Below are 25,950 nucleotides of genomic sequence, written 5' to 3' on the forward strand. Positions count from 1 at the left end.
ACCGATAGCAATCCCCATATCTATTACCGAAATCTATAACGACCATTTTCCTTATGGAGATCCGGAACGGCCCACTGAGGAGCATCTTCTTCCGGTAGAGTTCCAGGCAACGCCGGGGGCTTCATTCGGCAGGCTCAGGGTTATTCAGACCGGGCATGGTATGGACCGACCCGATAATTGTGCCGAGTTTTGCAATAAATACAGGGAGCTGTGGTATGATGGGCAACTCATCCAAAAACGGCAGATGTGGATGGAATGTGGTGATAATCCGGTATTTCCACAGGCCGGTACCTGGATTTTTGACAGGGGAAACTGGTGCCCCGGCCACTTAATGTTGCCCGAAATTTTTGTGTTGCCCATAAAACCCAATCAAAAACATACCATTCATCTGGTAATGGAGCCATATACAGCCACGGTACAAAACGATGGCACACAGGTAATTGCCGCTTATTTGGTGCAATATCGGAAACCGTCGGCAAAGCACGATGCATCAATTGTTGATGTAATTGTACCTACCGATAAGCAGCTACATTCGCGTAAGAACCCTGCGGGCGCCAATCCGCAAATCATCATTAAAAACAATGGCAGCGAAAACCTGCGTTCGCTCACCATTCAGTATGGTACCCACGGATTTAAACAGCAAACCTGGCAATGGAAAGGTAACCTTGGGTTTAACAAGGCCGATACGGTTACCTTGCCGGGGCTTATTGACAGCCGGCCGGGTGTAAATCAATTCACGGTATTACTGTTAAGACCCAACGGAAACCGCGACCAGTTTTCTGCTGACAATACCATGAAAACTTCTTTTATCTCTGCACCGGTTCATGGAAATGAATTGGTGGTTTACCTTCAATCAAACCGGCAACCCTGGCAAAACTCCTGGTACATTACCAATCAGGAGGGAGAGATTGGTGGTTACAGGGTGTTGGACAGCCTCGATGTTGAAAAAGTTTTTCGCGACACCCTGAAGCTTGCACCAGGAGCCTACAGTTTCACCATAAACGACACCGGGGGCGATGGACTTGAATTCTGGTACAATGTGAGAGGCGGCAGGGGCGAAATAAGGTTGATGGACACAAATAACAACATCATTAAGGCTTTCGACCCTGATTTTGGTTCCGGATTGATCTATAATTTTGTCGTGGGCCCCAACCCCGATACCCTTGATGCCGAGAAAAGGGCGATAAGTGTATACCCTACCCGGACCAGAGACAATACGCTTCTAAGATATTTTGCAAACGCAGCCAGTGATGTTACAGTGCGGCTGGTGACCGACCCGGGTGGTGAAATTGCCGAAGAGCACCGATACTTTAATTTAAAGGAGGGTTCTTTTACCTACGACCTCAGCCATTACCCAACTGGTCGGTTTTATCTGAAGGTTTTTGTTGGCAACACCGAAGTGTTTAATAAACGTATAAGGTATGGTGAGTAAAATATACAACTTAGGATGCAAAAATTTATTCTGGCAATAGTCGCGTTGTTGCTGTTCGCAACTACAGGAATTTTTCATGGTTGCCAATCAGAAATGGAAATGGGCAAACAACAGTCGGACTGGCTGATAAACGGAAGCCGTTTTGTTGCCAAAGTCAGTGCCTCCGACGATGGAAAAGAGCTTGTTCTTCACAACGGGTTAATAGAACGAAAATTCAGGGTTGAACCAAATTTTGCCTGTATCTCCATACGTAACCTGGTTACCGGCGAAAATTACCTGAGATCGGTAAGGCCCGAAGCGCAGATTACCCTCGATGGGTTTTCCTATAATATCGGCGGACTTTTGGGACAACCGGTGCATAACTATCTTTTGCCCGAATGGATCGAAAACCTTACCAACGACGAAGAGGCTTTTCAGTTTACCGGTTATGCAATTGGCGATATTAAACCGCGTTTTGGTTGGAAAATCAGGAAAGAATGGTTGTCGGGCGAAGTACAATGGCCTGCACCGGGCAAGGAATTGGTAGTTGATTTTCACGCTCCGGTTGCCATCAGGAAAGATGATGAAAGGCAGATAATCTATACGGATGATTTCAGCAAACTTGATCAGGGATGGATAGTACATGCGAGTAACAGCCATGAACGGAATTCATTTATTAACGAAGGAAAGCCAGGTCAGATTATGGCACATGAAAATTCTGCCGTATTTGCCGAAAGGCCTTTTCCGGAAGGCGCGAGGGTTGTGCAGGGCATATTTAATCCAGGCACCGACAGGAGTGCAAGCTGGGGATCGGGCATCACCCTGGTTTATGGCCATAAAAATATAAAACTGAACCTGAAACCCAGGCGGGGCAGGTTTGGTATCTGGAATGGGTCGGAAGAGAGCGAAGCTGGACAGTTGAAAGATGGAGCTGAATACCACCTCCGAATGATAATGCACAATAATCATGTATGGTGCGAAGGCTCAGAAGATGGAAAAAACTGGCAGGAACTGGCAAAAATATATAGTCCGGAAATTCCTGTTGCAGTGAGAATAGGTAAAACCGACCCTTCGGGGGGGAATACCGATGCTGGTAACTCAGGAAATTTGGAAAGGAGCCAGATAAGGCATTTTACTATTCTTGGCGAACCTGTTGAAAAACAAGAAGCAGCCGGTATTAAGGGTATTGTGGTAAAAGTACATTATGAAATATACGATGGCCTTCCGCTGATAAGCAAATGGATTACTGTTGAAAACAGCATGGGAAATCCAGTGATGCTAAACAGCTTTACCAGTGAAATTATTGCAGCCGTCGAAGGCGAATCGAGTGTAGAAGGAGAACCAGTGTGGGAGCTTCCCAACATTCATGTTGAGACTGATTTTGCATTTTCTGGCATGAGCAACCGCAGAACGAGTAGTTCTACTGTGCACTGGGTATCAGATCCGTTATATTCAACACAGGTCCATTATCCCCGGCAAACCCCGTGCCTGCTCGAAGTCAGGCCATCACTGGGTCCGGCACAGGAGATAAAGCCAGCAGGTGTATTTCAATCATTCAGGGTGTGGGAGCTGTTCTTCGACAGTCACGACAAGGAGCGAAAAGGCCTCTCCCAACGAAAAATGTACCGTACCATTTCGCCATGGGTCACCGAAAACCCTATTTTAATGCATGTCCGCCAGGCAGATCCCGAATCAGTAAAACTCGCTATTGACCAATGTGCAGAGGTGGGTTTCGAAATGGTGATTATGACCTTTGGAAGCGGTTTTAATATGGAGAGCGGCGATCCTGTTTACTATCAAAAAATGAAAGAACTGGCCGGTTATGCACATGACAGGGGTATTGCCCTGGGCGGCTATTCCCTGCTGGCAAGCAGGGCAATCAGTGAAAAGGACGATGTGATCAATCCGGCCACCGGGAAACGTGGTGGAATTGCCCAATTTGGTAATTCACCATGCCTGGGAAGCGAATGGGGAATTGAGTATTTCCGGAAAATCAAAGAAATGTACGAGGTTACCGGTTTGGATATCATCGAACATGATGGTTCATATCCGGGTGATGTCTGTGGCTCGACTTCCCATCCGGGTCACCGTGGGCCCGAAGACTCTCAGTGGAACCAGTTCCGCACTATCAGCGACTTTTACCGCTGGTGCCGCGAACAGGGTATCTATCTCAATATCCCCGATTGGTATTACCTCAATGGCGCTTCGAAATGTGCTATGGGATACCGCGAAACCAACTGGTCGTTGCCACGGGCACAACAGGAAATCATCGAAAGGCAGAATATTTACGATGGCACCTGGACAAAAACCCCGAGTATGGGATGGATGTTTGTTCCCCTCACTGAATATCAGGGTGGTGGTGCAGCTGCAACAATAGAACCACTTAACCAACATCTGGAACATTATGCACAACGTATGGCCAACCTTTTTGGCGCCGGGGTGCAGGCATGTTACCGTGGTCCGCGCCTCTACGATACCGATGAAACCAAAGCTGTTGTGCAGCATTGGGTCGATTTCTACAAAAAACACCGGCAGGTACTCGATGCTGATATTATTCACCTGCGAAGACCCGACGGACAAGACTGGGATGGATTGTTGCACGTTAACCCAATGGGTGCCGAAAAAGGTTTTATAATGTTGTATAATCCCCTCAATGAAGAAATTATACGAAATATCAATGTTCCCATATATTATACTGGTCTCAGTTCTAAAGTAAATGTAACCAGTAGCCAGGGAATTACAAAAACGTACCGTATCTCACGGGATTATGAAATCCCGCTCCAGGTAAATATTCCGGCAAGGGGATATACTTATTACATCTTAAAATAAATTATTTGATGATATTTTGGTATAGCATTAACAATAACGATAAAGAGATATGAATTTGAGAAAACTAAGTTTGTTTTTGTTGGTTGGCATTGGAATGACCAGTGTAGCAACCGGGCAAAACAACACAACCCCCAAAGTGAATGAGGTTATTGTGGTATTTAAAACCCACTTCGATATTGGCTATACCGACTGGGCAGATAATGTAAGGCACTGCTACTCAAACCAAATGGTGGAAGGAGCGCTTGAGATAATTGATCAGTCGAAACAGATGCCTGCACATCAGCCGTTTAACTGGATAGTGGCAGGCTGGCCCATGCTCGAAATGCTCAACAATTCAAAACCTGAGGTGAAACCACGGATTGAGGAAGCGCTCCGGAAGGGAAATTTTACAGTACATGCATTGCCGTTTACCTTCGAAACCGAAGCCTGCGAGATGGAGTCGATAGTCAGGTCGTTATCTTATTCTTCGCAGATAAACCGCGAAGCAGGTCTTCCTTTGCCCATCGATGCCAAACAAACCGATGTGCCAAGCCACTCATGGGCGCTGCCAACCATTCTGACAAATGCAGGCATAAAATTTCTGCATATCGGGTGTAATCCTGCCTCACCCTCACCCGAAGTGCCACCGCTTTTCTGGTGGGAAGGCCCCGACGGGTCGCGTTTGATGACCATGTATTTCGGGCCTTATTACGGCACAACACCTGCCCCTCCCGAAGGATGGCCTTACAAAACCTGGCTGGCAATCATTCATACCAATGATAACACGGGAGCGCCTTCCTACGAGGAGTTTGTAAACGCTATTAAAGAGATTGAAAACAAAAATCCCGGTGCAAAAGTACGTTCAGGAAGCATGGCCGATTTTTATAATGCCCTGATGACTGAAAACCCCGATTTGCCCGTGGTCCGCGGAGATATGCCCGATACATGGATTCACGGGTATATGTCGATGCCGCGCGAGGTAAAATCGGCCAGAAAAATCGCCGGCGATATCGTTAATCTCGAATTGCTTCAAACCCATTTTGCAAACTGGGGCGGACAGAAGGACAATACACTTGTTCAGTTGGCTCAAAACGCCATGGAAAAAATACATCTTTTCAATGAGCATACTTTTGGCCTTGCCATGAGTCACGGGCACGGCGGTTACTGGGCTTATAGCAATGATTTTGAAACACTGAGGGCAAGGGGTTTTTACGACCTAATTGAGTTTTCGTGGAACGAGAAAGCGCTTCACATAAAAAATGCAGAGCAGATAATGATGCCTGCCTATTCACGGAAAATGAAAGAATTGGCCATGGCGGGAAAATCCAGTCAATGGGATATGTAACTTTCATTCCTGTTGATGAGGAGCCAACCGACATGGCAGGTCAGCTAAGTGTGGACGATAAAAATTACATACTCGAAAACAGCTATTTTAAAATAACGATGGATCCGGCAAGCGGAACCATACAGTCTTTAACCGATAAAAATTCGGGGAAAGAGATGGTGGCGGAAAATTCAGAATGGAAATTCGGGCAGTATGTGACCGAACGGTTCAGCAAAAACGAAACCGACAAGTATGCCCACGATTATATAAAAGCCGGCTGGCACTGGGCCTATGCCGAATTGGGCAGGATAAATCTCACCGACGAGCCATACAAAAGGATTTCCATTTTCAGGGTATTTTGCCATCTCGCCGCAAAATAAAAAAGCGCTTAAACCATTCAATTTAAGCGCTTTTAGTGTTTTTTGTAGTCTTTAAGTGTGACTCAGCTGGGATTCGAACCCAGGACCCCATCCTTAAAAGGGATGTGCTCTACCTGCTGAGCTACTGAGTCATCCTTATTGGTGTGCCTTTTTGTTTAAAGGCGGTGCAAAGGTAAAAACTCTGGCGTTAATTGCAAATTCCGGCTGGCAAAAAATGAAAAAAAAGCGATTTTCAATGGTTCATACCCACTTCTTAGAAGCCTGCCCGGTACGAAAACAAAAAAAGTTTACTTTTGTTTTTCGCAAGTAAAAATTATGAAGGACAAAGTTGTCATTATAACCGGCGCTTCATCCGGGATTGGTAAGGCTCTGGCCTTTGAGTTTGCAAAAAGAGGAGCGAAGTTGGCTTTGGGTGCCAGGCGTATCGATTTACTGGAGCAGTTAAAAGAAGAGCTTGAACCTGCTGAAACGTTGATTCAGCAAACGGATGTCAGCCGGGATGAAGATTGTAAGGTATTGGTTGAAAAAACTATTGCCCGTTTTGGGCGGATTGATGTCCTCGTAAATAATGCCGGAATTTCCATGCGCGCTATCTTTGAAGAGCTGGAGCTTGATGTGATCCGAAAGCTGATGGACGTGAATTTCTGGGGAACGGTTTATTGTACCAAGTTTGCCTTGCCTGAACTGTTGAAAACAAAGGGGTCGGTAGTTGGGGTTATTTCTATTGCCGGCTACGTCGGATTGCCCGGGCGCACAGGTTATGCGGCTTCAAAATTTGCAGTGCGTGGTTTTTTGGATACCCTGCGTATTGAAAATATGAAAAAGGGCCTTCATGTACTGGTGGCTGCTCCCGGCTTTACTGCTTCAGAGGTGAGGCAGGCTGCCCTGACTGCCGATGGTTCAAAGCAAGGCGAAACACCCCGCAACGAGGAGCGAATGATGTCTGCCGAAGAATGTGCGGTGCATATTGTAAATGCAGTGGAAAAACGGAAACGGGAATTGATTCTTACTTTTGTCGAGGGCAAATTATCCGTTTTCCTGGGGAAGTTCTGGCCACGGCTACTCGACAAACTTACCTATAAACACATGGCCAAAGAGCCGGATTCACCTTTTAAATAACTGTGATGTATGTTAGCGAAACAAATGTACGGGTCTACTACGAAGATACTGATAAAATGGGCGTTGTTTACTACGGCGTATATCCCAGGTATTACGAGATTGGCCGTACGGAAATGATCCGTGATTTGGGATTAACCTACAAGGAAATTGAAGAGTCTGGTATTTTGCTTCCGGCCAGAAGCCTGAAAATAAATTACCTGAAGTCGGCCTATTACGATGATTTATTAACCGTCAGGACCATTGTTGATCAAATACCCGGGGTGAAGTTCCTGATTAAGACCGAGATTTATAATCATCAGGGTGATTTGCTGAATGAAGGAGAAGTCATCCTTGTTTTTTTCAACAGCAAAACCAACAAGCCATGCCGGGCGCCGGAGCGGTTTACTGAGGCTTTGAAGAAGTATTTTTAGCGATTGGATTCAGAGTAACGTGAAGATCAGTGTGCCAACAGCCAGGAGAATGATTGCTGCACCGGCTATTTTATTGAACCACCACAGTATGCGAAGATTAAATTTGTGTCGGAATATGCTGACTGTTCCCGTCAGGCCTAACCACCAGGCATTGGTTCCGGTAAACACGCCAAGAATCACAAGAACTGCCTGGTAGGGTTGATCGATCTGGAACGCAATCCCAGCACCGGCAAAGACAGCCAAAAAAATGAAAATGACCATGGGATTTGGAAAAGTAATCAGAAAGGTAGAAGCCAGATCCTGAAAATATGAACTTCCTTTTCGCCGGTATTCCCTTAAATCGCGTACCGGGTTTTTTAAATAAATATGAATACCCAAAAAAAGTACGATTAAGGCGCCGATAATTTGAAAACTCACCTGGTGAAGCCTGATAAAATCAATAATATAGGTCAGGCTGTATCCGGCAATAATGGCATAAATGGTATCGGAAAGGGAAACTCCCAAGCCGGAAAAAAAGCCCGAAGTCCTGTTCCGGTTAACGGTTCTTTGAATAACCAGAATGCCAATTGGTCCCAGCGGGATGGACACCGCCAGGCCGATCAGGATCCCTTTTATGAAAAATGCGAAAGACATGGTGCAAAAATAACAGATTTTGTATTTATCCCCGATTATCCAACTATATTCCTGTATTTTTCGGAAATCAAAGATACAGAAGGTATATTTGCAATCAACGTCTTATGAAAAAATCACACTTATGAAAAAAATCAGTTTATTTTTGACATTAACCCTTATCTGCTTTCAAGGTATGACCCAGGATTACCGTTTGAAGTTATGGCCCGCAGGGGCTCCCAACCAAAATACTCCTCCCGGAGAAGAGCGTTTTTATGTTGAACGGGAAACCGGGCGTTATGATAATATTTCTGAAGCTGAATTATTTGTTTACCTGCCTGAATCCGGAAAAAGTACCGGAGCAGCTGTTGTCATTTGTCCGGGTGGCGGGTATTGGGTTGAAGCGATTGAACATGAAGGTTTTATGATTGCCGAGTACCTGAAAGAAAACGGTATTGCCGGCATTGTACTGAAATACCGTCTTCCGTACGGACAGCACGAGGTTCCGCTTTCCGATGCTTTGCAGGCGATTCGGTATGTCCGGTCGAAATCGGCAGACTGGGAGATTGACCCGGCAAAGGTGGGAATTGCCGGTTCGTCGGCCGGCGGACACCTGGCGTCAACTGCCGGGACACATTTTGATTTGGGCAAACCTGGCGCAACAGATCCGCTGGCAAAAATCAGCAGTCGCCCCGACTTTATGCTGCTGTTATATCCGGTCATCAGTTTTGATGAAAAAATCGGGCATATGGGTTCACGCAAAAACCTGATTGGCGAAACCAACGACTGGAAACTGGCATCGTTATATTCCAACGAGTTGCAGGTCACTGAAAATACGCCGCCCACCTTTTTTATTTTAGCCGATGACGATAAAACAGTCGTGCCTGAAAATTCAATCCGTTTCTATATGGCCCTCAAAAAGTATGGTATTCCTGCTGAGTTACACATCTTCAACAAAGGAGGCCATGGCTTTGGAATGAGAAAAATTGATAAGCCAGCTGAACAATGGCCGGTTTTATTTCTCAGTTGGATGAAAGAAATGGATTTTATTTAAGCGCAGCTCTTGCTCGGAATGATTGGCTTTTTCAGAAGGTTTACAGCTTACAGTTTAGATAATGATGTATTCGGATATTCACCCCTTAAATGTACTTAATTATTGCCCGGTATGCGGTTCCGTAGAATTTCATCCGGCAGGCGATCGCGCTAAAAAATGTGAAAAATGCTCGTTTATCTGGTATTTTAACAGTTCGGCTGCCGTGGCTGCCCTGATTTTTGACGACGAAGGAAAACTTCTGCTTACAAGGAGAGCCATTCAGCCACATTTGGGGATGCTCGATCTTCCCGGTGGTTTTATTGAACCGATGGAAACAGCAGAACAGGCTATTTGCCGCGAACTTCGGGAAGAACTCGGTGTGGAGGTCAGCGAACCGGAGTATTTCGGATCGTTTCCCAATGAATACCCTTTTTCGGGAATGGTTGTTTTTACCCTCGACCTGGTATTCCGGGTAAAGGTACAATCATTGGATCGGCTGGTACCAATGGACGATATTTCCGGTTATGAGTTTCATTTTCCGGATCAGGTTGATTTGGATGAATTACCTTCGGTATCAATGAAGCAAATCGTTCGAAAATTAGTTGACTTACAGATTAAATAAATGAATTTCAGATAGATGGAAATAATAATCAGGGAACGACTGGCACGGCTCCGGGAACAGATGAACCTGGCCGGAGTGAAAGCCTGGTACATCTCGGGGACAGATCCTCACCAGGATGAGTATTTGCCCCTGCATTGGCAAAGCCGGACCTTTATCTCCGGCTTCACGGGTTCTGCCGGATCGGTAATTGTTACGGAAAACGATGCCGCGCTTTGGACCGATTCACGCTATTTTTTGCAAGCAGAGGAACAACTCCGGAGAACCGGTATTCGATTGATGAAAATGCGGATGGAAAGCACTCCGACTTACGCAGAGTGGCTTGCGTCTATCCTTGGTAAAGACGATCTGGTTGGGACCGACGCCGCATGTATGTCGGTTTCTGCCTATAAAAGTTTCCGCGACGAACTGAAGCTGAAGAAACTGCATCTGAAAAATACGGGCGATTTATTGGTATCGGTTTGGGATCATCGTCCTGAGTTGCCGGTTACGACCGTTTTTGAACATGAGTTGAGGTATGCAGGAGAAAGCCGGTTGACGAAAATTGCACGAATCAGGGGCGAGATGAAAAAAAGCGGCGCTGTTGCAAGCTTGGTTACGGCTTTGGATGACTTAGCATGGACCTTCAACCTGCGAGGACAGGATGTTGATTTTAACCCGGTTTTTGTCGCCTATGCACTGATTACCGACAAGCAGGTATTTCTGTACATCAACAAGGAAAAAGTTCCCGATGAATTAAAGCAGAAACTGCACGAGGAGGACATTCAGTTAAAACCATATGAAGCCGTTTTTGAAGACCTGAAATCCTTTAACGGAGTAATTTTGATTGATCCAACCCGGACTAATCAGGCATTGATGGAGTCCATCCCTTCCGGCGTGGAGATCATCAATCAGGTTTCGGTACCGGCTATGCTGAAGGCCGTTAAATCAGAGGCTGAGCTGAAAAATATCCGCGAAACCATGCGAAAAGACGGCGTGGCGATGGTCGAGTTTCTGTATTGGCTGGATCAGACTATTGGTAAACAAGTGGTCACAGAGTGGGAGATTGCCCAAAAACTGTCGTATTTCAGGTCTCTTCAGGAAGGATACAAAGGTTCCAGTTTTTTCCCAATTATTGGGTATAAAGAAGCCGGAGCTATTATTCACCGTTCAGTCACCGAGGAGACGGCACAGCCTGTTTTGGACGAGGGCATCCTGTTGTTCGATTCGGGCGGACAATACCTGACGGGAACCACGGATATTACCCGGACCGTAACCCTGTCAGAGCCGACCAGGCAGCAGAAAACGGATTTTACATTGGTATTAAAGGGGATGATTGGTCTTTCAATGGCAAAATTTCCGGCAGGAACAAAAGGTTGCAACCTGGATATTCTGGCCCGGAAACCGATGTGGGAGCATGGGTTGAATTACGGGCACGGGACGGCTCATGGCATCGGTTACTTTTTAAATGTGCATGAAGGGCCGATGAGCATCCGCCAGGAATATAATGAGCATGCGATTGTCCCGGGCATGGTGATGTCGAATGAGCCGGGTTTTTACCGTGAAGGCGGATATGGCTTGCGTACCGAAAATATGATGGTATGTGTGGAAGCTGAAAGAACCGAATTTGGCCGGTTTTACGGTTTTCAAACCTTGACCTTATGCCCGATCGATCTTAAGCTGGTGGACCGGGAATTGCTGACTCCGGAAGAAACGGATTGGATCAATGACTACCATCAATGGTGTTACAAAGAACTTTCCGGATTATTGACCGGCGAAAAAAAGGAATTTCTGAAACAGATTACGGCAAAACTAAACTAATGTTGAGTAAGTGGCTAATGACGGAAGGTCATTCCGTCCGGCAACTGCCGGATCGGAATCTGTTGATCTATCATGAGATGCTGAAATAAATTCAGCATGACGACCGCTATCAGATGCCTAACTTTATACTAAAAAAGCCGGCAAAATTACCGGCTTTCCTTATTCGTTGTGAGTATCTTTTATTCAAACTCGTTTAAGTATTCATCGAAATCAGGAATTCTTCAATCGAGTTGGTCTTCATTAACCGGTCTTTGATAAATTCCATCGCCTCCAGCGAGTTCATGTCGGCCAGGTAATTTCTCAGGATCCACACTTTATCCATCATCGCCTTAGACAGCAGCAGGTCTTCGCGACGCGTACTCGAAGAAACGATATCCACGGCCGGGAAAATACGTTTGTTGGATAATTTTCGGTCGAGCTGAAGTTCCATGTTACCGGTTCCTTTGAATTCTTCAAAGATCACGTCATCCATTTTTGAACCGGTTTCTGTCAGTGCGGTTGAAAGAATGGTCAGCGAACCGCCTTCTTCGATATTACGGGCAGCTCCAAAGAAGCGTTTGGGCTTGTGCAGGGCGTTTGCGTCAACACCACCCGAAAGCACTTTGCCCGAGGCCGGCGCTACTGTGTTGTATGCACGGGCCAAACGGGTAATGGAGTCAAGCAGGATCACCACATCATGTCCGCATTCAACCAGGCGTTTGGCTTTTTCGAGCACCATGCCGGCTACGCGTACGTGTCGTTCCGCCGGTTCGTCAAAAGTGGACGAAATAACTTCGGCGTTGACGCTGCGTGCCATATCAGTTACCTCTTCCGGGCGTTCATCAATCAGCAGCACAATCATATATACTTCAGGATGGTTGGCTGCAATGGCATTTGCAATTTCCTTCAGCAACATGGTTTTACCGGTTTTGGGCTGGGCGACAATTAAGCCACGCTGTCCTTTCCCGATCGGGGCAAACAAATCAACGACACGGGTTGATATATTATCATGACCTTTTCCGGTGAGGTTAAATTTTTCATTCGGAAACAAAGGAGTCAGGTGATCGAACGGAACGCGGTCGCGAATATAATCGGGAGTGCGTCCGTTAATTTCCATCACTTTGATCAGCGGGAAATACTTTTCACCTTCTTTGGGCGGGCGGATGGTGCCGGTGATGGTATCGCCGGTTTTCAACCCGAACAGTTTAATTTGCGATTGCGACACATAAATATCGTCCGGCGAATTCAGGTAATTATAGTCTGAAGAACGCAAAAAACCGTAACCGTCGGGCATAATTTCGAGTACGCCGGTGTTGGTGATAATTCCTTCAAATTCATATGGTTTTTCAGCTACATTTCCACCGTTACCCTGTTTGGGTTTATTGGGATTTTGCTGATTATCCCATTTCGGGTGTTTCACTTTACGTTGCTCTTGCTGCGGTTTCTGATCTTTTGAAAAATCGCGTTGAAAGTCTTTTCTGACTTCAGCCTGTGTTTCTTTTTCTGCCGTTTCCGGTTTGGTCGAAGCTTCCTTAATATCTTCTGCTTCGGTTGCCTTCATTTCCTCTTCGGCCTTCATTTCTTCGGCGCTCTCCTGGGCCGCTTTGGCCTCTCTCTCTCTCTCCTTTTCCCGTTGTCTTCGGGTGAAATCAAAAGCGCTGGCAGCTTTAATTACAACAGCTGTCCGGCGGCGTTTCTGAGGCTGTTCCGGATTATTTGACGCTTCTTCCGTCAAATTCTTCTCTTTATTTTCCTGAGTATCTGGCTGTGTTGGAGTTGGAGTTGGAGTTTGTTTTGGCCGGGACATTTTTTCTTTCGAGCTTTCCGATTTACGCTCAGAAGCAAGAATGGCCTGCGTGTCTAAAATTTTATAAATCAGATCTTGTTTCTTGTAAGATTCAACCTTTCTGATTTTAAGCTCTTTAGCTATTTCCCGCAAGTCGGGAAGCAACTTTCTGCTTAACTCAATGATATCATACATATTTTGAAAATTAATTTAAGTCCAAAAAAATCTGGAGAAGAATTTCGATAAAAGGATTAAGAAAATTGGATTTCGAATTATTTTGCAATTATAAGTAATAAGTACATATTCGCCAAAAAAAAATACTTTTTTTCAGAATTCGGCACAAAAACACCCTTAAAAGGAGCTTATATTTTAAACAATAAACAGGCAAAATAGTTTGTTTATAAGCTGAAAAGCATGTTTCGTCAAGAATTTGCAGTCGTTCGTTAAAAAATAAAAAAGAATGTCTAAATTCAGGTGATTAATCATTATTTTCAGGCCCTGTAAGAACATTACGGGTAAGTGCTGGTTACAGTAAGAGTATACTTGAATGATCTTTGAAAAACAAACGTATTTAATCCAATGAGGCAGTTAAAGATTACAAAACAGGTGACGAACAGGGAAACCTTATCCTTGGATAAATACCTCCATGAGATTGGTAAGGTGGAACTTCTTTCTGCTGAAAAGGAAGTGGAGCTGGCAAAACGGATTAAAAAAGGGGACCGGGAAGCATTGGAAGAATTAATTAAGGCTAATCTCCGCTTTGTTGTTTCAGTGTCAAAACAATATCAAAACCAAGGATTAAGCTTGCCCGATCTGATCAATGAAGGAAATCTTGGTCTGATTAAAGCAGCACAGCGTTTTGATGAGACCCGCGGGTTTAAGTTTATTTCTTATGCCGTGTGGTGGATCCGGCAGTCGATCTTACAAGCATTAGCCGAGCAGGCCCGGATCGTGCGCCTTCCGCTGAATAAAATTGGATCAATCAATAAAATAAACCGGACTTTTTCGAAACTGGAACAGGAATATCAGCGTGAGCCCACCCCGGAAGAAGTGGCCAATATTCTGGATACGTCTGCTGATTTGGTCGAAGATGCGATTAAAGTATCCAATCACCATGTTTCCATGGATGCTCCTTTGCGTGATGAAGATGACAATAGTCTTTATGATGTTATGTTGAATAACGAATCCCCAAGCCCGGACGATGGTTTAATTACCAGTTCATTGAGGAAGGAGATTGAACGCACCCTGTCAACACTGGGGGAGCGTGAAGCTGAAATCCTGAAATATTATTTCGGTCTGAATGGTTACCGGCAGCATACCCTTGAAGAAATTGGCGATGTATTTGGCCTTACCCGTGAGCGCGTGCGCCAGATTAAGGAAAAATCCATTAAAAAGCTTAAAAACAATTACCGAAATCGGTTGCTGAAAGCTTACCTCGGACAATGAACATTTTTTTCATTCTGTTGCAGGTTATATCCTGAAAACCTTATTTTTGGGGCAAAATGTTGGCTATGACACAAAAAATGCTTGCTCCTTCAATCCTTTCTGCTGATTTTTTAAATTTGGCAAATGACATTAAGATGCTGAATGTCAGTCAGGCTGACTATATTCACTGTGATGTCATGGACGGAGTTTTCGTTCCCAATATCTCTTTTGGGATTCCGGTCATCGAACAAGTTGGTAAAATAGCACAGAAACCATTGGATGTCCACCTGATGATTGTCAATCCCGATCAGTACATCGAAACGTTTAAAGCGGCCGGCGCCGACCTCTTAACGGTCCATTACGAAGCCTGCACCCATTTGCATCGGACGGTGGAGCGGATCAAAAGCTCCGGGATGAAAGCCAGCGTTTGTTTAAACCCGCACACGCCCGTCCACCTGCTCGAAGATATTATTTCAGACCTGGATATGGTGCTGATTATGTCGGTAAATCCCGGTTTTGGCGGGCAAAAATTTATTGAGAATTCTTATCGGAAAGTTGGTGCCCTGAAGGAACTGATTTTGTCGAAAAATTCTGTTTGCCTGATTGAAGTAGACGGGGGTGTGAATTTTGAAACCGGTCGGAAATTATATGAAGCAGGCGCCGACATCCTGGTTTCGGGGAGTTTTATCTTTCATGCCGATGATCCGGCGGCAACAATTAATCAATTTAAAGAATTATAAGAAAATCAGGCTTTTGGGGACGTTGTGCAGCTTTTAGCAGCAGGCAGGCTTCGAAGGGCACAATCAGCGCTGCACCCGCCACATTTGTCCGATGTATCAGCTTGCCTGACATGGTTCAGCAGGCCAAGCGATTTATAAATCCGGAACAGGGCAAAGCCAATTGCCGCGGCGATGATGGTGTAGGTAATTATTTCCTGAATCATACAGATATTAAAATGTTTTAGACTCTGGTTTGTTTACAAATTTCCCAGAAAAAATGAACTGATATGTAAGGTCAGAAAAGCCAGGATCCACGCCAGCAACGTGGTGTAGCCCATCGTAAACAGCGCCCAGAAGAGTTTTCCTGATTCGTTTTTTATTGTTGCAATTACCCCGATACATGGGAAATAAATCAGCACAAAAATCAAAAATGCCAGAGCGACCGGTATCGAGATTACCTGTTCTCCTTTTTTGGGCCCGGATGCATACTGTTCTTTTCGCAATTTTTCAGGCAAACTGAGAGCATCGTCGTCTTCTGCCTGGTATAAAACACCCATGGTGCTCACCACAATTTCTTTTGCCGGAAGGCCCGCCAGTAAGCTGATGCTCATTTTCCAGTCGAAACCAAGCGGCCTCATTACCGGTTCAACTACTTGACCGATACGTCCCAGGTAAGAACTTTTCAGGCGCAAAGATTCCTGTTCTGTGGTTAAATGAGCGATCAGTTTTTCTTTATCAGGCTGATTTCCTGCCTCAACAATTTCGATTTGTTGTTTAATCGCATCTGTGTCCTTTGTATGCCTCGGGAAATACCCCAAGGCCCAGATAATAATCACGCCGATCAGAATTACCCCGGCTATTTTTTTCAGGTACTGATAGGCTTTGTCCCACATGTGGATCATAATATTCCGGAGGGTGGGAATCCGGTAAGGAGGCAATTCCAAGACAAAAGGAGTTTCTTTGTTTCTGAACAGAGTTTTATTAAAAACCTGAGCGACAATAAATGCAATCAAAATACCGGAGAAATAGAGGCCGGCCAAAACCAAACCCGGATAGCTGGGGAAAAAGGCCGAGATAAACAGGACGTATACCGGTAACCTGGCGCTGCACGACATAAACGGGATGATCAGCATGGTAAGCAGGCGGTCGCCCGGATTGCGCAAGGTGCGGGTCGACATGATGGCCGGCACATTACAGCCGAATCCCATGATCATGGGAATAAACGACCTTCCGTGAAGGCCGAAAAAGTGCATGATTTTATCCATGATAAAAGCTGCACGCGCCATGTAGCCCGAGTCTTCCATCAGCGAGATGAAAAAAAATAAGATCAGGATGTTGGGGAGAAAGACCAAAACACTTCCGGTTCCGTCAATGATGCCGTTTGTCAGCAGGTCGCGAAGCATACCTTCGGCCATGACGGATGAAACGGTGTCGTTTAGCCATGTCACAAATTGCTCGATCCAGGTCATCGGGTAATTCCCCAGGCTGAAAGTGGCAAAAAAGGCGCTGAATATCAGGATCAAAAAAATTGGAAAACCCAGCACCGGATGAGTCAGAACCCGGTCGATCCGTTCGGAGCCTGACTTTTGAGGGTCGATTTTTTGCCGGAAAGTCTCTTTCAACGCTCCGGCTATGAAACCGTATTTGGCATCAGTAATAATGGTTTCGCTGTCTTCGTTGTACAGGGTTTCAATCCGTTTACATTCCTCTTTCGTGATACTTTTTATCTCGTCAAAATTGGGATACTTCGACAGGTTAAAAAGAGTTTCGTTATCCTTTTCAAGCAACTTAAGCGCCAGGAAACGCGACGAGATTTTATCGGTGATGGGTTTATTTTCTTTTATTTTTACCCTCATCCGCTGAATCGATTTTTCAATTTCCACCCCGTAATTGATGTGAATGTGGCGGACAATCGGATCGCGGTCCTCATAAACCTCGATGGCCTTTTGAAGCAACTCGTCAATGCCTTTTCCTTTTGAACTGATGGTGGGGATAATCGGTATCCCGATCAGTTTGCCCAACTTCTGATAATCAAAATGATTTTGGTTTTTTAGGAGTTCGTCGTACATGTTCAGGGCACAAATGACCTTGATGTCCATGTCGATCAGTTGGGTGGTCAGGAACAAATTCCGCTCCAGGTTTGACGAGTCAATCACGTTGATGACAATGTCCGGCGTTTCTTTCCAGATGTATTTCCGTACGTATATTTCTTCGGGCGAATAGGCTGTCAACGAATAGGTTCCGGGCAGGTCGACCAGGTTGAACCTGTAGTCGGATTTTTTAAACGTAGCTTTCTTTGCATGGATGGTTACCCCGCTGTAATTGCCCACGTGTTCTTTTGATCCGGATAAAAAGTTAAACAGGGTAGTTTTTCCGCAGTTCGGGTTTCCAACCAGGGCAATATTGATGATTTTTCCCTTTTCGTGGGCTGAATGTTTCAGAATCTCTTTGTCAATAACGCCTTCATAACCCGAAACCTCAGGCGATTTAAACTCGTGGGGCGAAATGACTTCAATTAAATTGGCTTCGGAGCGGCGTAAGGTGATGTTGTAATCCAGAATCTTATACTCAATCGGACCCTTAAAAGGCGTGTTTTTGATCACTTTCACCTCTTTCCCTTTCACAAATCCCATTTCTGTAATCCTTTTTCTGAAGGAACCATGTCCCAAGACCTTGGTTATGATTACTGTTTCATTATTTTTTACTTCAGAAAGCCTCACCTGTAAATTCCCTCTATACTAATTTAAATTAAATAAAAATAGCCAGGCAAAGATATTTAAGTTTTTAATATAACTTAAAAAAAACCTAAAAAGCCGGTTATACTTTGACCATTCCTTTATCTTTGTATGCTTATAAAATGATCATGGAAGGAAAGAACAACCTAAAAAAAATACAGGAAGCCATTGATTCTTTGCCGGATAATTTCAGTATTCTGGAAGAACAGATTGATGTGGATCTTCAGATGGAATATTTTGACTTTGCCAAAGACAAGCGGAACAATGAAGTCATCGACGATTTTGCCCTTGCCGAGCAGGAATTGAATGCTCCCGACGCATCTGTCGGGCAAAAAAAGCAGTTGTTGGTACGCCTGGCCAGTCATGATCATGTGGAAGCTTTTCGGATTATTGAACGGTTTCATAAAAATAATGAAGGTGTTTTAAGAGACTGGGCGGTGTTGGCCCTGCAGGAGAGCCGTATGATTTTGCAGAGTTCGCTGCTGGGCGAGCAGCAGGTGTTTATATCAACCGGTCTTGGCGGTAAAGGAAAAACAATCAGGTACTTCATCGCTTTAATGAAAAACGACGTTGAAGAAGCTTTTACCGAAACGCAACGAAAAGTTGTTTCGAACGAATTTCAGTTCTTTTTAAGTAAAGTCGAAGGCGAACTGGAAGAGATCAGTTTTCAGGAGGGCCTTGCTTTTGGCTTGTTTCTCTTTCCTTTAAAGAAAAATTTGCAGGAAATCTTTAAGTCGTTTATCGACGAATGTAATCAATACGGTAATTTTTTACGCGAGGATGTTATTATCACCAACGTGAAGAAACTGACCGTTCAGGAGATCAAGGATTTTCTGGATAACCATTCGGATGACGATGGTGAATACGAATACGAAGATGAAGATGAAGACGAAGAACAAGATTAACCTGGCTCTCCAGGTGTTGCCCCAGGCTGAAGGCATTGACAGTTACGATCTGGTTGATCTGGCGATTGCCGAAATCGGAGCATCCGGGCTAAAGTATAAGGTTTGCCCGTTTGAAACGGTTATCGAAGGAACCTATGATGAGGTGATGGCTTTGGTGAAACGGGTTCACGAGGTTCTGGAAAAAAACGGCACACAAAAATTAATGACTTACATAAAGATACAGACTGTATTTCAGTCAGATGTAACCATTGACGACAAGATGGCGAAATATGAAGATTGAAAAAAGTTGATTTTGTTTGATATTTGTATCTGAAAAGTATTATATTTGCAGCGCTTTTAACAAAGGCCCCGTAGCTTAATGGATAGAGCATCTGACTACGGATCAGAAGGTTGGGGGTTCGAGTCTCTCCGGGGTCACCAAATCGAAGGCCGTCTCAAAATGAAGTTTGAGACGGCCTTAATTTTTCTCATCGGGCTAAAATTTTTGGCCCCTGTTCGCGAAAATCTATCCGTTATCAGTATTATCGATAAGAAATCTAAGAACTTATACGTCGCCTTCCTGTTAAAAATGAAGATACAGATTAAAAGCTAAAGAGGTCTTAATCTCTGTTTGTGTTTTTTTACGGGAGTTAATCAACTTTAATTTGTGTCAGACGCTTTTGGTGGATGATCATTTCGGGTAGTCGGGGATATGCCGGCAGAACGGAATTAAAGGTACAGGTGTTGGAGATAAGGATATTGAAAGAATGCAATGAGGGCGAACAATCGTTTTATACAGATTATTAAATCGGAGAAACCGGTATTGGTTGATTTTTATGCCGATTGGTGTCAACCATGCAAACAAATACAGCCTGTTTTAAAAGACATGAAAACTGCTTTTAAAGAAAATATCCGTATCCTGAAGGTAAATGTTGATCAGAACCCGTTAATTGCCAATCAGTTTCAAGTGAAAAGCATACCTACCCTGATTTTGTTTAAATCGGGAAATATAAAATGGACAAACGAAGGACTTGTTCCCGGGCCGGAACTGGCTGCTGTCATCAGTCAATATCTTGCTGAATATTGATTTTCTCACGAAAAACCGGCTTTTGTTTGCTTTTCCTGTAGTCCAGCGGGCCTACGCCGGTTTGTCGCTTGAAAAAAACGGAAAAATAACCGGCTGATTCGAACCCGAGTTGCCCGGCTATTTCTTTTACCGATAAACCGGTTTGTTCCAGTAGTTCACGCGCTAGCCTGATTCTCAGGTGAATAAGATACTGACCGGGTGAGACCCCTGTGTATTTTCTGAAAAAACGGCGGAACCAGGAATAGCTCATATTCAATTCGCCGGCAACCTGTTCGGGCGAGATATTTTGCCAGACCTTTTCTTTCATCATCAGGCGGGCCTTACCGATAAGCCGGTGCATGTGGTCGTTTCGGATATCTTCATTCCGTTTTTCGTAATGAATTATTCCCAGCATGAGGCTGATCAGCCCGGCAAGCAGTTGCTGGCATCCGGGACGTTCGTGCCGCGCGACGTTAAGCGCTTCCTGAAACAGTCCGATCAGTTTTTCCTGGTAACCGAGGTGGATAACCGGCGACGCTTTTGTAAAAAAATGCCCCTTCATCAGTTGGTCCATGTTTTCTCCTTTAAATCCAATCCAGAAGGTACCCCAACCTGTTTCCCGGTCAGGGCGGTAGGTGTGCCATTCATTCGGGAACAGCATAAACAGGCTGCCTTCTTCCAGCAGAACTTCTTTCACCGATGACGAACGAAACATCCCGCGTCCCTTATCGATATATACCAGTTGGTATTCATCCAGAATCCGTCCGTTGCCAACACTGAAATAATAAGCTGCCGAATGGCCCGCAGTGGGATATTCGCTGTTGGGAGGAACAGCCTGATACCCGGTTGTTGTTACCGTCAATCCCCATTGCCGGTCGGTAGCCGATACCGGCGGATAGCAAATTTCGCGGGAGGACCTTATTTTGTTCATGCAGTTAGTTTTTAGCAGTTAAAAAGGTGTCAAAATTTAAAGTTTTATAATCAGATTTCAAATTGATTTCATTCTAAATCGTTTATAACTTGCCACAACCTGATTGCAGGAACAAAATCAGAAATAGATAGAATGAGTAAAATTGGTTTATTTGGAATTGGGCTCGATGTATATTGGGAACAATTCGACGGGTTAAAGGAACGGCTGGAAGGATACCTCTCGGAAGTTGAAAAGAAGTTATCGCGGTCACAGGTGGAAATTGTGAATTTAGGTTTGGTTGATACGACCGGAAAAGCTGAAACTGCCGGTCATCAGTTTCGCCGGGCCGATGTGGACCTGATTTTTTTATATGTGACCACGTATGCCTTGTCGTCAACGGTTTTGCCGGTGGTTCGCCGGGCAAAGGTGCCGGTCATCATTCTGAACCTGTCTCCCGAGCCGGCCATCGACTATGTCCGGTTCAATCAAATGCGGGATCGCCAACAGATGACAGGCGAATGGCTGGCCCATTGTGCGGCCTGTCCTGTTCCTGAAATTGCGAATGTTTTTAAACGCGCCGGGATCAAATTCCACCAAATCACCGGGATGTTGCACAACGATCCTGTTTGCTGGGACGAAGTGTCGGAATGGCTTGAAGCGGTCCGTGTGGCCGGTGTCATGGAGCACAACCGCATGGGACTGATGGGCCATTACTACAGCGGCATGCTCGATATTTATACCGATTTGACTTTACAGCTGGCCACCTTTGGCGGTCATCTGGAGATGCTGGAAGCTGACCAACTGGCCGCTGCCCGCCGCGGGGTAACAGATGCTGAGGTGAAAGAAAAGCTTCGTGTGTTTGAACACGTATTTGATGTGCAGGAAGATTGTCTGCCGGAAGACCTCGAAAGCGCCGCCCGGACATCGGTAGCGCTCGATAAATTGGTTGACGAAAAGAAGCTGGGTTCGATGGCCTATTTTTATAAAGGGACCGGAATACCCGAAAATGAAGAAGCAATCAGCTCCATGATTCTTGGAAACTCGCTGCTTACTGCCCGCGGAATCCCGGTTGCCGGCGAGTACGAAGTGAAAAATGTGCAGGCGATGAAAATCATGGATGCCTTTGGAGCAGGCGGTTCGTTTACCGAATATTACGCGATGGATTTTAATGCTGATGTGGTGCTGATGGGACACGATGGCCCCGGGCATATCGCCATTGCCGAGGGAAAAACCAAAGTACGTCCCCTGAACGTTTTTCATGGGAAGGTAGGGAAGGGTTTGTCGGTAGAGATGAGTCTGAAACATGGTCCGGTAACCCTGCTTTCGGTCGTTGAAGGCTATCGGGGCAAACTGTTGCTCCTGGTGGCCGAAGCGGAATCGATCCCCGGCCCGATTCTCGAAATCGGGAATACCAACAGCCGTTACAAATTTCCGATCGGGGCGCGGGCTTTTGCGAATAACTGGAATCAGTACGGCCCGGCGCATCACTGTGCGGTTGGACTTGGCCATATTTCATCGAAAATTAAAAAACTGGGCGATTTGCTCGAACTGGAAGTGGTCCAGGTTTGCTGAGGCTGTCCTTCTTTTATGAAATGGTAAAAAGTTTTCCGGATGGATTGAAGATATTTTTCTTTCATCATGATTTTCATGTTATTTGCTTCTGTATATCAAAAGCAAAACATGGTTCAGACAGAAAAGGGACAAAAGAGCGGACAGCTTGGCTTAATCATTGGGATCATTTTAATTGCCTTCAATTTACGTCCGGCGATCACTTCGGTGGGGCCGTTGGTGACAACGATTCAGGACCGCCTGGGCATCAATAACCTGGAAGCCGGATTTTTGACGACGATCCCGCTGATGGCCTTTGCATTGTTTTCTCCTTTTGTCGCTTTAGCCGGTCGCCGGTGGGGTAATGAACGAACCTTGCTGGTGGCCCTGGTAATCCTTTCAGCAGGTGTATTTATTCGTTATACTGAAAATATTTCGATTCTTTACTTGGGGACCCTGGTTATCGGATCGGGTATTGCCATCATCAACGTGCTTCTTCCAAGCGTCGTAAAATCTGATTTTCCAACCAAAATCGGTTTGATGACCAGCCTTTACACCACTGCGATGTGTGGCATGGCCGGTTTGGCCTCGGGGGTGAGTATTCCGTTGACAGAAAATGCCGGCCTGGGCTGGAAAAATACGCTGTTGGTTTGGGGACTGTTGGCTGTCGCCGGTGTGTTGGTGTGGCTGCCCCAGGTACGGGTAAAACACCGAACCGAGGCAAACCGGAAAAAACCACATCCCGGACAATCGGTATGGAAATCGGATACAGCCTGGTTTGTGAGCGCTTTCATGGGTTTGCAGTCCTTTGTATTTTATTGCCTGATTGCCTGGCTGCCGGCCATCCTGCACAGCAAAGGGATGAATAACCAGACAGCAGGATGGATGTTGTTGTTTGTCCAGTTTATTGGCTTGCCTGCCACCTTCTTTTCTCCCATTATTGCCCTGAAAATGAAAAAGATGTGGCATTCAATTGCTGTCATCGTGTCCTTAAATCTCGCAGGTTTCAGTGGACTGATGTTTTTTAATAGCGATACCTGGCTGATTCTTAGTATAACCGTCGTGGGCTTGTCTACCGGAGGGAGTATCAGTATCGCCTACATGATTATCAGCACCAAAGCCAGGGATTCTTTTCATGCGGCTGAACTTTCAGGCATGGTGCAGTCGGTGGGGTATCTGCTGGCGGCATTCGGGCCGGTTTTGCTGGGATTCTTTTTCGACAAAACCGGGTCATGGCTGGTCCCGGTTTTAATTATTCAGTTGGCCAATGTGCTGATGTTATATTCCGGGGTCCGTTCGGTAAACCCCCGGGCGGTGATTCGTTGAGCGATACCGGACCGGTTGGCCCCGGGTGAATAACCGGCAAATTTCTGCTGATTGTTTCGTCCTTTCCGGTCCCGGACGTTAAAAATGAGTGAGTTTGTTTTTTCTGAATTTGCAAATGATTAGTTTTACACCTTATCAGACCAACACCAGATTAAGCATGAAGTATTTAATTTATCCTCTTTTTATTCTTTCTATCGGTTTTACCAAACTCGCTGCACAGGAGCGTTACCTGGAAGAAATCACTGATTCTGTTGAATTTGAAACGTTCACTTACATCGAGAAGGCGGGCCAGCAACTCAGGCTGGATGTTTATTTGCCAGCCTTTGACGCAGAACAGGAGCGTCCGGTGCTCTTGTATGTTCACGGGGGCGGATTCTCCGGGGGAACACGCGATAATGAAGGAATTAAGACTTTTTGCTCGAAGGTAGCCCGGCGCGGATATGTGGCTGTTTCCATCTCTTACCGTCTTACCCGAAAAGATACGGAAACCAAGTTTGGTTGCGATTGTCCGGCTACCGAAAAACTGGCTACTTTTTCAGCAGCGGTTGAAGATGTCCAGGATGCCACTTATTTTCTGATTGAGAACCGCGAGCTGTTTGGGATCGATCCGCAACAAATTATTTTGGCGGGAAGCAGCGCCGGCGCCGAAGCGATATTAAATGCCGGTTACGAGCCGCCTTATTGTTACGGGCTCGATTCGGGACCGGTGTCGTACGCCGGGCTTGTTTCCATGGCCGGGGCCATTCCCGACACGGCAAAAATTTATGACGACTCGGCCATCCCTTCCATGTTTTTTCACGGAACCTGCGATAACCTGGTGCCTTACGGAACGGCCTCGCATCATTATTGCGATGAGAAGAAGCCAGGCTACCTGGTATTAAACGGGTCGCAGGCCATTGCCGAAAAACTGCGGCTGCTCGGAAAACCTTACTGGCTGCATACGACCTGCGGCGGTAACCATGCGTTGGCAGGAACGCCCATGACCGCGTATTTTGATGAAATAATGCAATTCTGTTACGATTTTGTCTTGCATGGAAGCAAAGACCAGATCCATACGATTGTTGCCGGTGAACATGCCTGCGGCTATCCGGCATTCAATTATTGCAGCGATGGAGGCGAAAAAAAAAGGAGTTCAGCGCGATAAGCTGATTGGTGCAGTTGCCTAATTCCTGTTCAGTATAAAAACAGAACGAATGAAGAATAAATTATTTCTGATGATGTGTGCATTGGCTGTCAGTACAATAAGCCCGGCGCTGGATATTAGAGTGATGACCTATAATATCAGGTACAACAATCCGGGAGACGGAATTCATGTTTGGCCCAACAGGAAGGCTGATGTGGTGGAATTGCTCCGTTCGCGTAAGCCGGATGTGTTTGGTTTGCAGGAAGCCCTGCTGGGACAGATTAATGATATTGCCTCTTTCATGCCCGGTTATGACTGGGTAGGGGTGGGACGCGACGACGGTGTGAACCAGGGAGAATATGTGCCGATTTTTTATAATTCGCAACGTTATCAGCTGAAACTTCAAGGATGGTTCTGGCTTTCCGAAACCCCGGACATTCCAAGCAAAGGTTGGGATGCCGCCTTGCCCCGTTTGTGTACCTATGTGTTGCTCGAAGATTATGAAACCAGGGCAAATTTTTGGGTATTCAATTCCCATTTTGACCATCTGGGAGAAGAAGCCCGAAAAGAATCGGCCCGGCTGATCCTGAAAAAGGTCCATGAATTGAATAACGATAAGCTCCCGGTAATCTTGACCGGCGATTTTAATGCAAGCCCCGACGCCGATCCGATCCGGATTCTCGAACGGAGGTTGAATGACAGCCGGCAGAAATCGGAAGTTGAACCAAGCGGCCCGGAGGGCACGTTTAACGGGTTTGATTTTAACAGTCCGCTGAAAGACCGGATTGATTACATCTTTGTCAACCGGAAAGTGACTGTCACGAAATACGAGGTAATAACCGACTCGAAAGACCAGTGTTATCCTTCCGATCACCTGCCTGTTTTGGCCGAGCTCTCATTAAAATAGTTATTTTTTAACCCAGTCAACCGGGTTAA

General features: G+C 45.6%; 23 protein-coding genes and 2 tRNA genes. 19 read left to right on the forward strand and 6 right to left on the reverse strand.

Features of this window, described 5'->3' with window-relative positions; all coding sequences use genetic code 11:
- The first annotated feature begins 31 nt into the window (after nt 1-31).
- Genes ACOIT5_RS15075 through ACOIT5_RS15090 form a run of 4 tightly spaced genes read left to right on the forward strand, consistent with a single transcriptional unit; the run spans nt 32 to nt 5,923 of the window.
- The gene (locus ACOIT5_RS15075) at nt 32-1,432 is read left to right on the forward strand and encodes a peptide-N-glycosidase F-related protein (RefSeq protein WP_423130622.1); all 1,401 of its coding nucleotides are present in this window, start codon (nt 32-34) and stop codon (nt 1,430-1,432) included.
- A 15-nt stretch (nt 1,433-1,447) separates the two neighbouring features.
- Nucleotides 1,448-4,240: a hypothetical protein gene (locus ACOIT5_RS15080; RefSeq protein ID WP_423126987.1), complete on the forward strand. Its 2,793-nt coding sequence runs from the start codon at nt 1,448-1,450 to the stop codon at nt 4,238-4,240.
- A 49-nt stretch (nt 4,241-4,289) separates the two neighbouring features.
- The gene (locus ACOIT5_RS15085; protein ID WP_423126988.1) at nt 4,290-5,564 is read left to right on the forward strand and encodes a hypothetical protein; all 1,275 of its coding nucleotides are present in this window, start codon (nt 4,290-4,292) and stop codon (nt 5,562-5,564) included.
- Nucleotides 5,552-5,923: a glycoside hydrolase family 38 C-terminal domain-containing protein gene (locus ACOIT5_RS15090; RefSeq protein ID WP_423126989.1), complete on the forward strand. Its 372-nt coding sequence runs from the start codon at nt 5,552-5,554 to the stop codon at nt 5,921-5,923. Before ACOIT5_RS15085 ends, ACOIT5_RS15090 begins: the two co-directional genes overlap by 13 nt.
- 58 nt (nt 5,924-5,981) lie before the next feature.
- On the opposite strand, the gene ACOIT5_RS15095 is transcribed toward ACOIT5_RS15090, so the two are convergent.
- Nucleotides 5,982-6,054: transfer RNA gene (locus ACOIT5_RS15095), tRNA-Lys, on the reverse strand.
- 184 nt (nt 6,055-6,238) lie between these two features.
- On the opposite strand from ACOIT5_RS15095, the gene ACOIT5_RS15100 reads away from it, so the two are divergent.
- Both ACOIT5_RS15100 and ACOIT5_RS15105 read left to right on the forward strand, forming a co-directional pair.
- Nucleotides 6,239-7,042 carry an SDR family oxidoreductase gene (locus tag ACOIT5_RS15100; protein WP_423126990.1) on the forward strand — a complete coding sequence of 268 codons (804 nt, stop codon included), beginning with the start codon at nt 6,239-6,241 and terminating at the stop codon, nt 7,040-7,042.
- Between the two features lie 5 nt (nt 7,043-7,047).
- Entirely contained in the window at nt 7,048-7,452 is a 405-nt protein-coding gene (locus ACOIT5_RS15105) for an acyl-CoA thioesterase (RefSeq protein ID WP_423126991.1), read from the forward strand.
- A 9-nt stretch (nt 7,453-7,461) separates the two neighbouring features.
- Here the strand turns inward: ACOIT5_RS15105 and ACOIT5_RS15110 are convergent, their stop codons facing one another.
- Complete coding sequence (locus tag ACOIT5_RS15110; RefSeq protein ID WP_423126992.1) at nt 7,462-8,085, reverse strand: LysE family translocator; 624 nt, start codon at nt 8,083-8,085, stop codon at nt 7,462-7,464.
- A 121-nt stretch (nt 8,086-8,206) separates the two neighbouring features.
- Between ACOIT5_RS15110 and ACOIT5_RS15115 the strand changes: the two genes are divergently transcribed.
- From ACOIT5_RS15115 to ACOIT5_RS15125, 3 genes are all read left to right on the forward strand, one after another.
- Nucleotides 8,207-9,115, forward strand: coding sequence for an alpha/beta hydrolase (locus ACOIT5_RS15115; protein ID WP_423126993.1), 909 nt, complete (start codon nt 8,207-8,209; stop codon nt 9,113-9,115).
- Nucleotides 9,116-9,176: 61 nt separating this feature from the next.
- Nucleotides 9,177-9,716 carry an NUDIX hydrolase gene (locus tag ACOIT5_RS15120; protein ID WP_423126994.1) on the forward strand — a complete coding sequence of 180 codons (540 nt, stop codon included), beginning with the start codon at nt 9,177-9,179 and terminating at the stop codon, nt 9,714-9,716.
- Between the two features lie 15 nt (nt 9,717-9,731).
- Nucleotides 9,732-11,513: an aminopeptidase P family protein gene (locus ACOIT5_RS15125; protein ID WP_423126995.1), complete on the forward strand. Its 1,782-nt coding sequence runs from the start codon at nt 9,732-9,734 to the stop codon at nt 11,511-11,513.
- A gap of 193 nt (nt 11,514-11,706) precedes the next feature.
- Here the strand turns inward: ACOIT5_RS15125 and rho are convergent, their stop codons facing one another.
- Nucleotides 11,707-13,473, reverse strand: a complete 1,767-nt coding sequence (gene rho, locus ACOIT5_RS15130; protein WP_423126996.1) for a transcription termination factor Rho — start codon at nt 13,471-13,473, stop codon at nt 11,707-11,709.
- 384 nt (nt 13,474-13,857) lie between these two features.
- Between rho and ACOIT5_RS15135 the strand changes: the two genes are divergently transcribed.
- Together ACOIT5_RS15135 and rpe are read left to right on the forward strand one after the other, a co-directional pair.
- On the forward strand, nt 13,858-14,724 hold the full coding sequence (locus ACOIT5_RS15135) for a sigma-70 family RNA polymerase sigma factor (RefSeq protein WP_423126997.1): 867 nt from the start codon (nt 13,858-13,860) through the stop codon (nt 14,722-14,724).
- Between the two features lie 65 nt (nt 14,725-14,789).
- A complete protein-coding gene (gene rpe, locus ACOIT5_RS15140) occupies nt 14,790-15,443 on the forward strand; it encodes a ribulose-phosphate 3-epimerase (RefSeq protein ID WP_423126998.1) in 654 nt (217 codons plus the stop codon).
- Between the two features lie 5 nt (nt 15,444-15,448).
- On the opposite strand, the gene ACOIT5_RS15145 is transcribed toward rpe, so the two are convergent.
- Together ACOIT5_RS15145 and feoB are read right to left on the reverse strand one after the other, a co-directional pair.
- Nucleotides 15,449-15,646 (reverse strand): hypothetical protein, encoded by a 198-nt coding sequence (locus ACOIT5_RS15145; protein ID WP_423126999.1) that lies wholly within the window; start codon nt 15,644-15,646, stop codon nt 15,449-15,451.
- Nucleotides 15,647-15,679: 33 nt separating this feature from the next.
- Nucleotides 15,680-18,142: a ferrous iron transport protein B gene (gene feoB / locus ACOIT5_RS15150; protein ID WP_423127000.1), complete on the reverse strand. Its 2,463-nt coding sequence runs from the start codon at nt 18,140-18,142 to the stop codon at nt 15,680-15,682.
- Between the two features lie 143 nt (nt 18,143-18,285).
- Between feoB and ACOIT5_RS15155 the strand changes: the two genes are divergently transcribed.
- The 4 genes from ACOIT5_RS15155 (at nt 18,286) to trxA (ending at nt 20,128) form a co-directional block, all read left to right on the forward strand.
- Nucleotides 18,286-19,062: a hypothetical protein gene (locus ACOIT5_RS15155; RefSeq protein ID WP_423127001.1), complete on the forward strand. Its 777-nt coding sequence runs from the start codon at nt 18,286-18,288 to the stop codon at nt 19,060-19,062.
- Complete coding sequence (locus tag ACOIT5_RS15160; RefSeq protein WP_423127002.1) at nt 19,040-19,342, forward strand: thiamine-binding protein; 303 nt, start codon at nt 19,040-19,042, stop codon at nt 19,340-19,342. The genes ACOIT5_RS15155 and ACOIT5_RS15160 overlap by 23 nt, the downstream gene beginning before the upstream one ends.
- 64 nt (nt 19,343-19,406) lie before the next feature.
- Nucleotides 19,407-19,482 (forward strand) — tRNA-Arg (locus tag ACOIT5_RS15165).
- Between the two features lie 331 nt (nt 19,483-19,813).
- On the forward strand, nt 19,814-20,128 hold the full coding sequence (gene trxA, locus ACOIT5_RS15170; RefSeq protein WP_423127003.1) for a thioredoxin: 315 nt from the start codon (nt 19,814-19,816) through the stop codon (nt 20,126-20,128).
- Here trxA and ACOIT5_RS15175 read toward each other — a convergent pair.
- Nucleotides 20,103-21,038 carry an AraC family transcriptional regulator gene (locus ACOIT5_RS15175; protein ID WP_423127004.1) on the reverse strand — a complete coding sequence of 312 codons (936 nt, stop codon included), beginning with the start codon at nt 21,036-21,038 and terminating at the stop codon, nt 20,103-20,105. The genes trxA and ACOIT5_RS15175 overlap by 26 nt on opposite strands.
- A gap of 132 nt (nt 21,039-21,170) precedes the next feature.
- Between ACOIT5_RS15175 and ACOIT5_RS15180 the strand changes: the two genes are divergently transcribed.
- The 4 genes from ACOIT5_RS15180 to ACOIT5_RS15195 all read left to right on the forward strand — a co-directional run bounded on the left by ACOIT5_RS15180 (nt 21,171) and on the right by ACOIT5_RS15195 (nt 25,921).
- Complete coding sequence (locus ACOIT5_RS15180) at nt 21,171-22,589, forward strand: hypothetical protein (protein ID WP_423127005.1); 1,419 nt, start codon at nt 21,171-21,173, stop codon at nt 22,587-22,589.
- 108 nt (nt 22,590-22,697) lie between these two features.
- Nucleotides 22,698-23,891 carry a CynX/NimT family MFS transporter gene (locus ACOIT5_RS15185; RefSeq protein ID WP_423127006.1) on the forward strand — a complete coding sequence of 398 codons (1,194 nt, stop codon included), beginning with the start codon at nt 22,698-22,700 and terminating at the stop codon, nt 23,889-23,891.
- A 157-nt stretch (nt 23,892-24,048) separates the two neighbouring features.
- Nucleotides 24,049-25,035, forward strand: a complete 987-nt coding sequence (locus ACOIT5_RS15190) for an alpha/beta hydrolase (protein WP_423127007.1) — start codon at nt 24,049-24,051, stop codon at nt 25,033-25,035.
- 49 nt (nt 25,036-25,084) lie between these two features.
- A complete protein-coding gene (locus tag ACOIT5_RS15195; RefSeq protein WP_423127008.1) occupies nt 25,085-25,921 on the forward strand; it encodes an endonuclease/exonuclease/phosphatase family protein in 837 nt (278 codons plus the stop codon).
- The last annotated feature ends 29 nt before the right edge of the window (nt 25,922-25,950 follow it).

Origin of the sequence: Gaoshiqia hydrogeniformans (assembly GCF_049347105.1) — a bacterium.
Taxonomy (GTDB): Bacteria; Bacteroidota; Bacteroidia; order Bacteroidales; family Prolixibacteraceae; genus Gaoshiqia; species Gaoshiqia hydrogeniformans.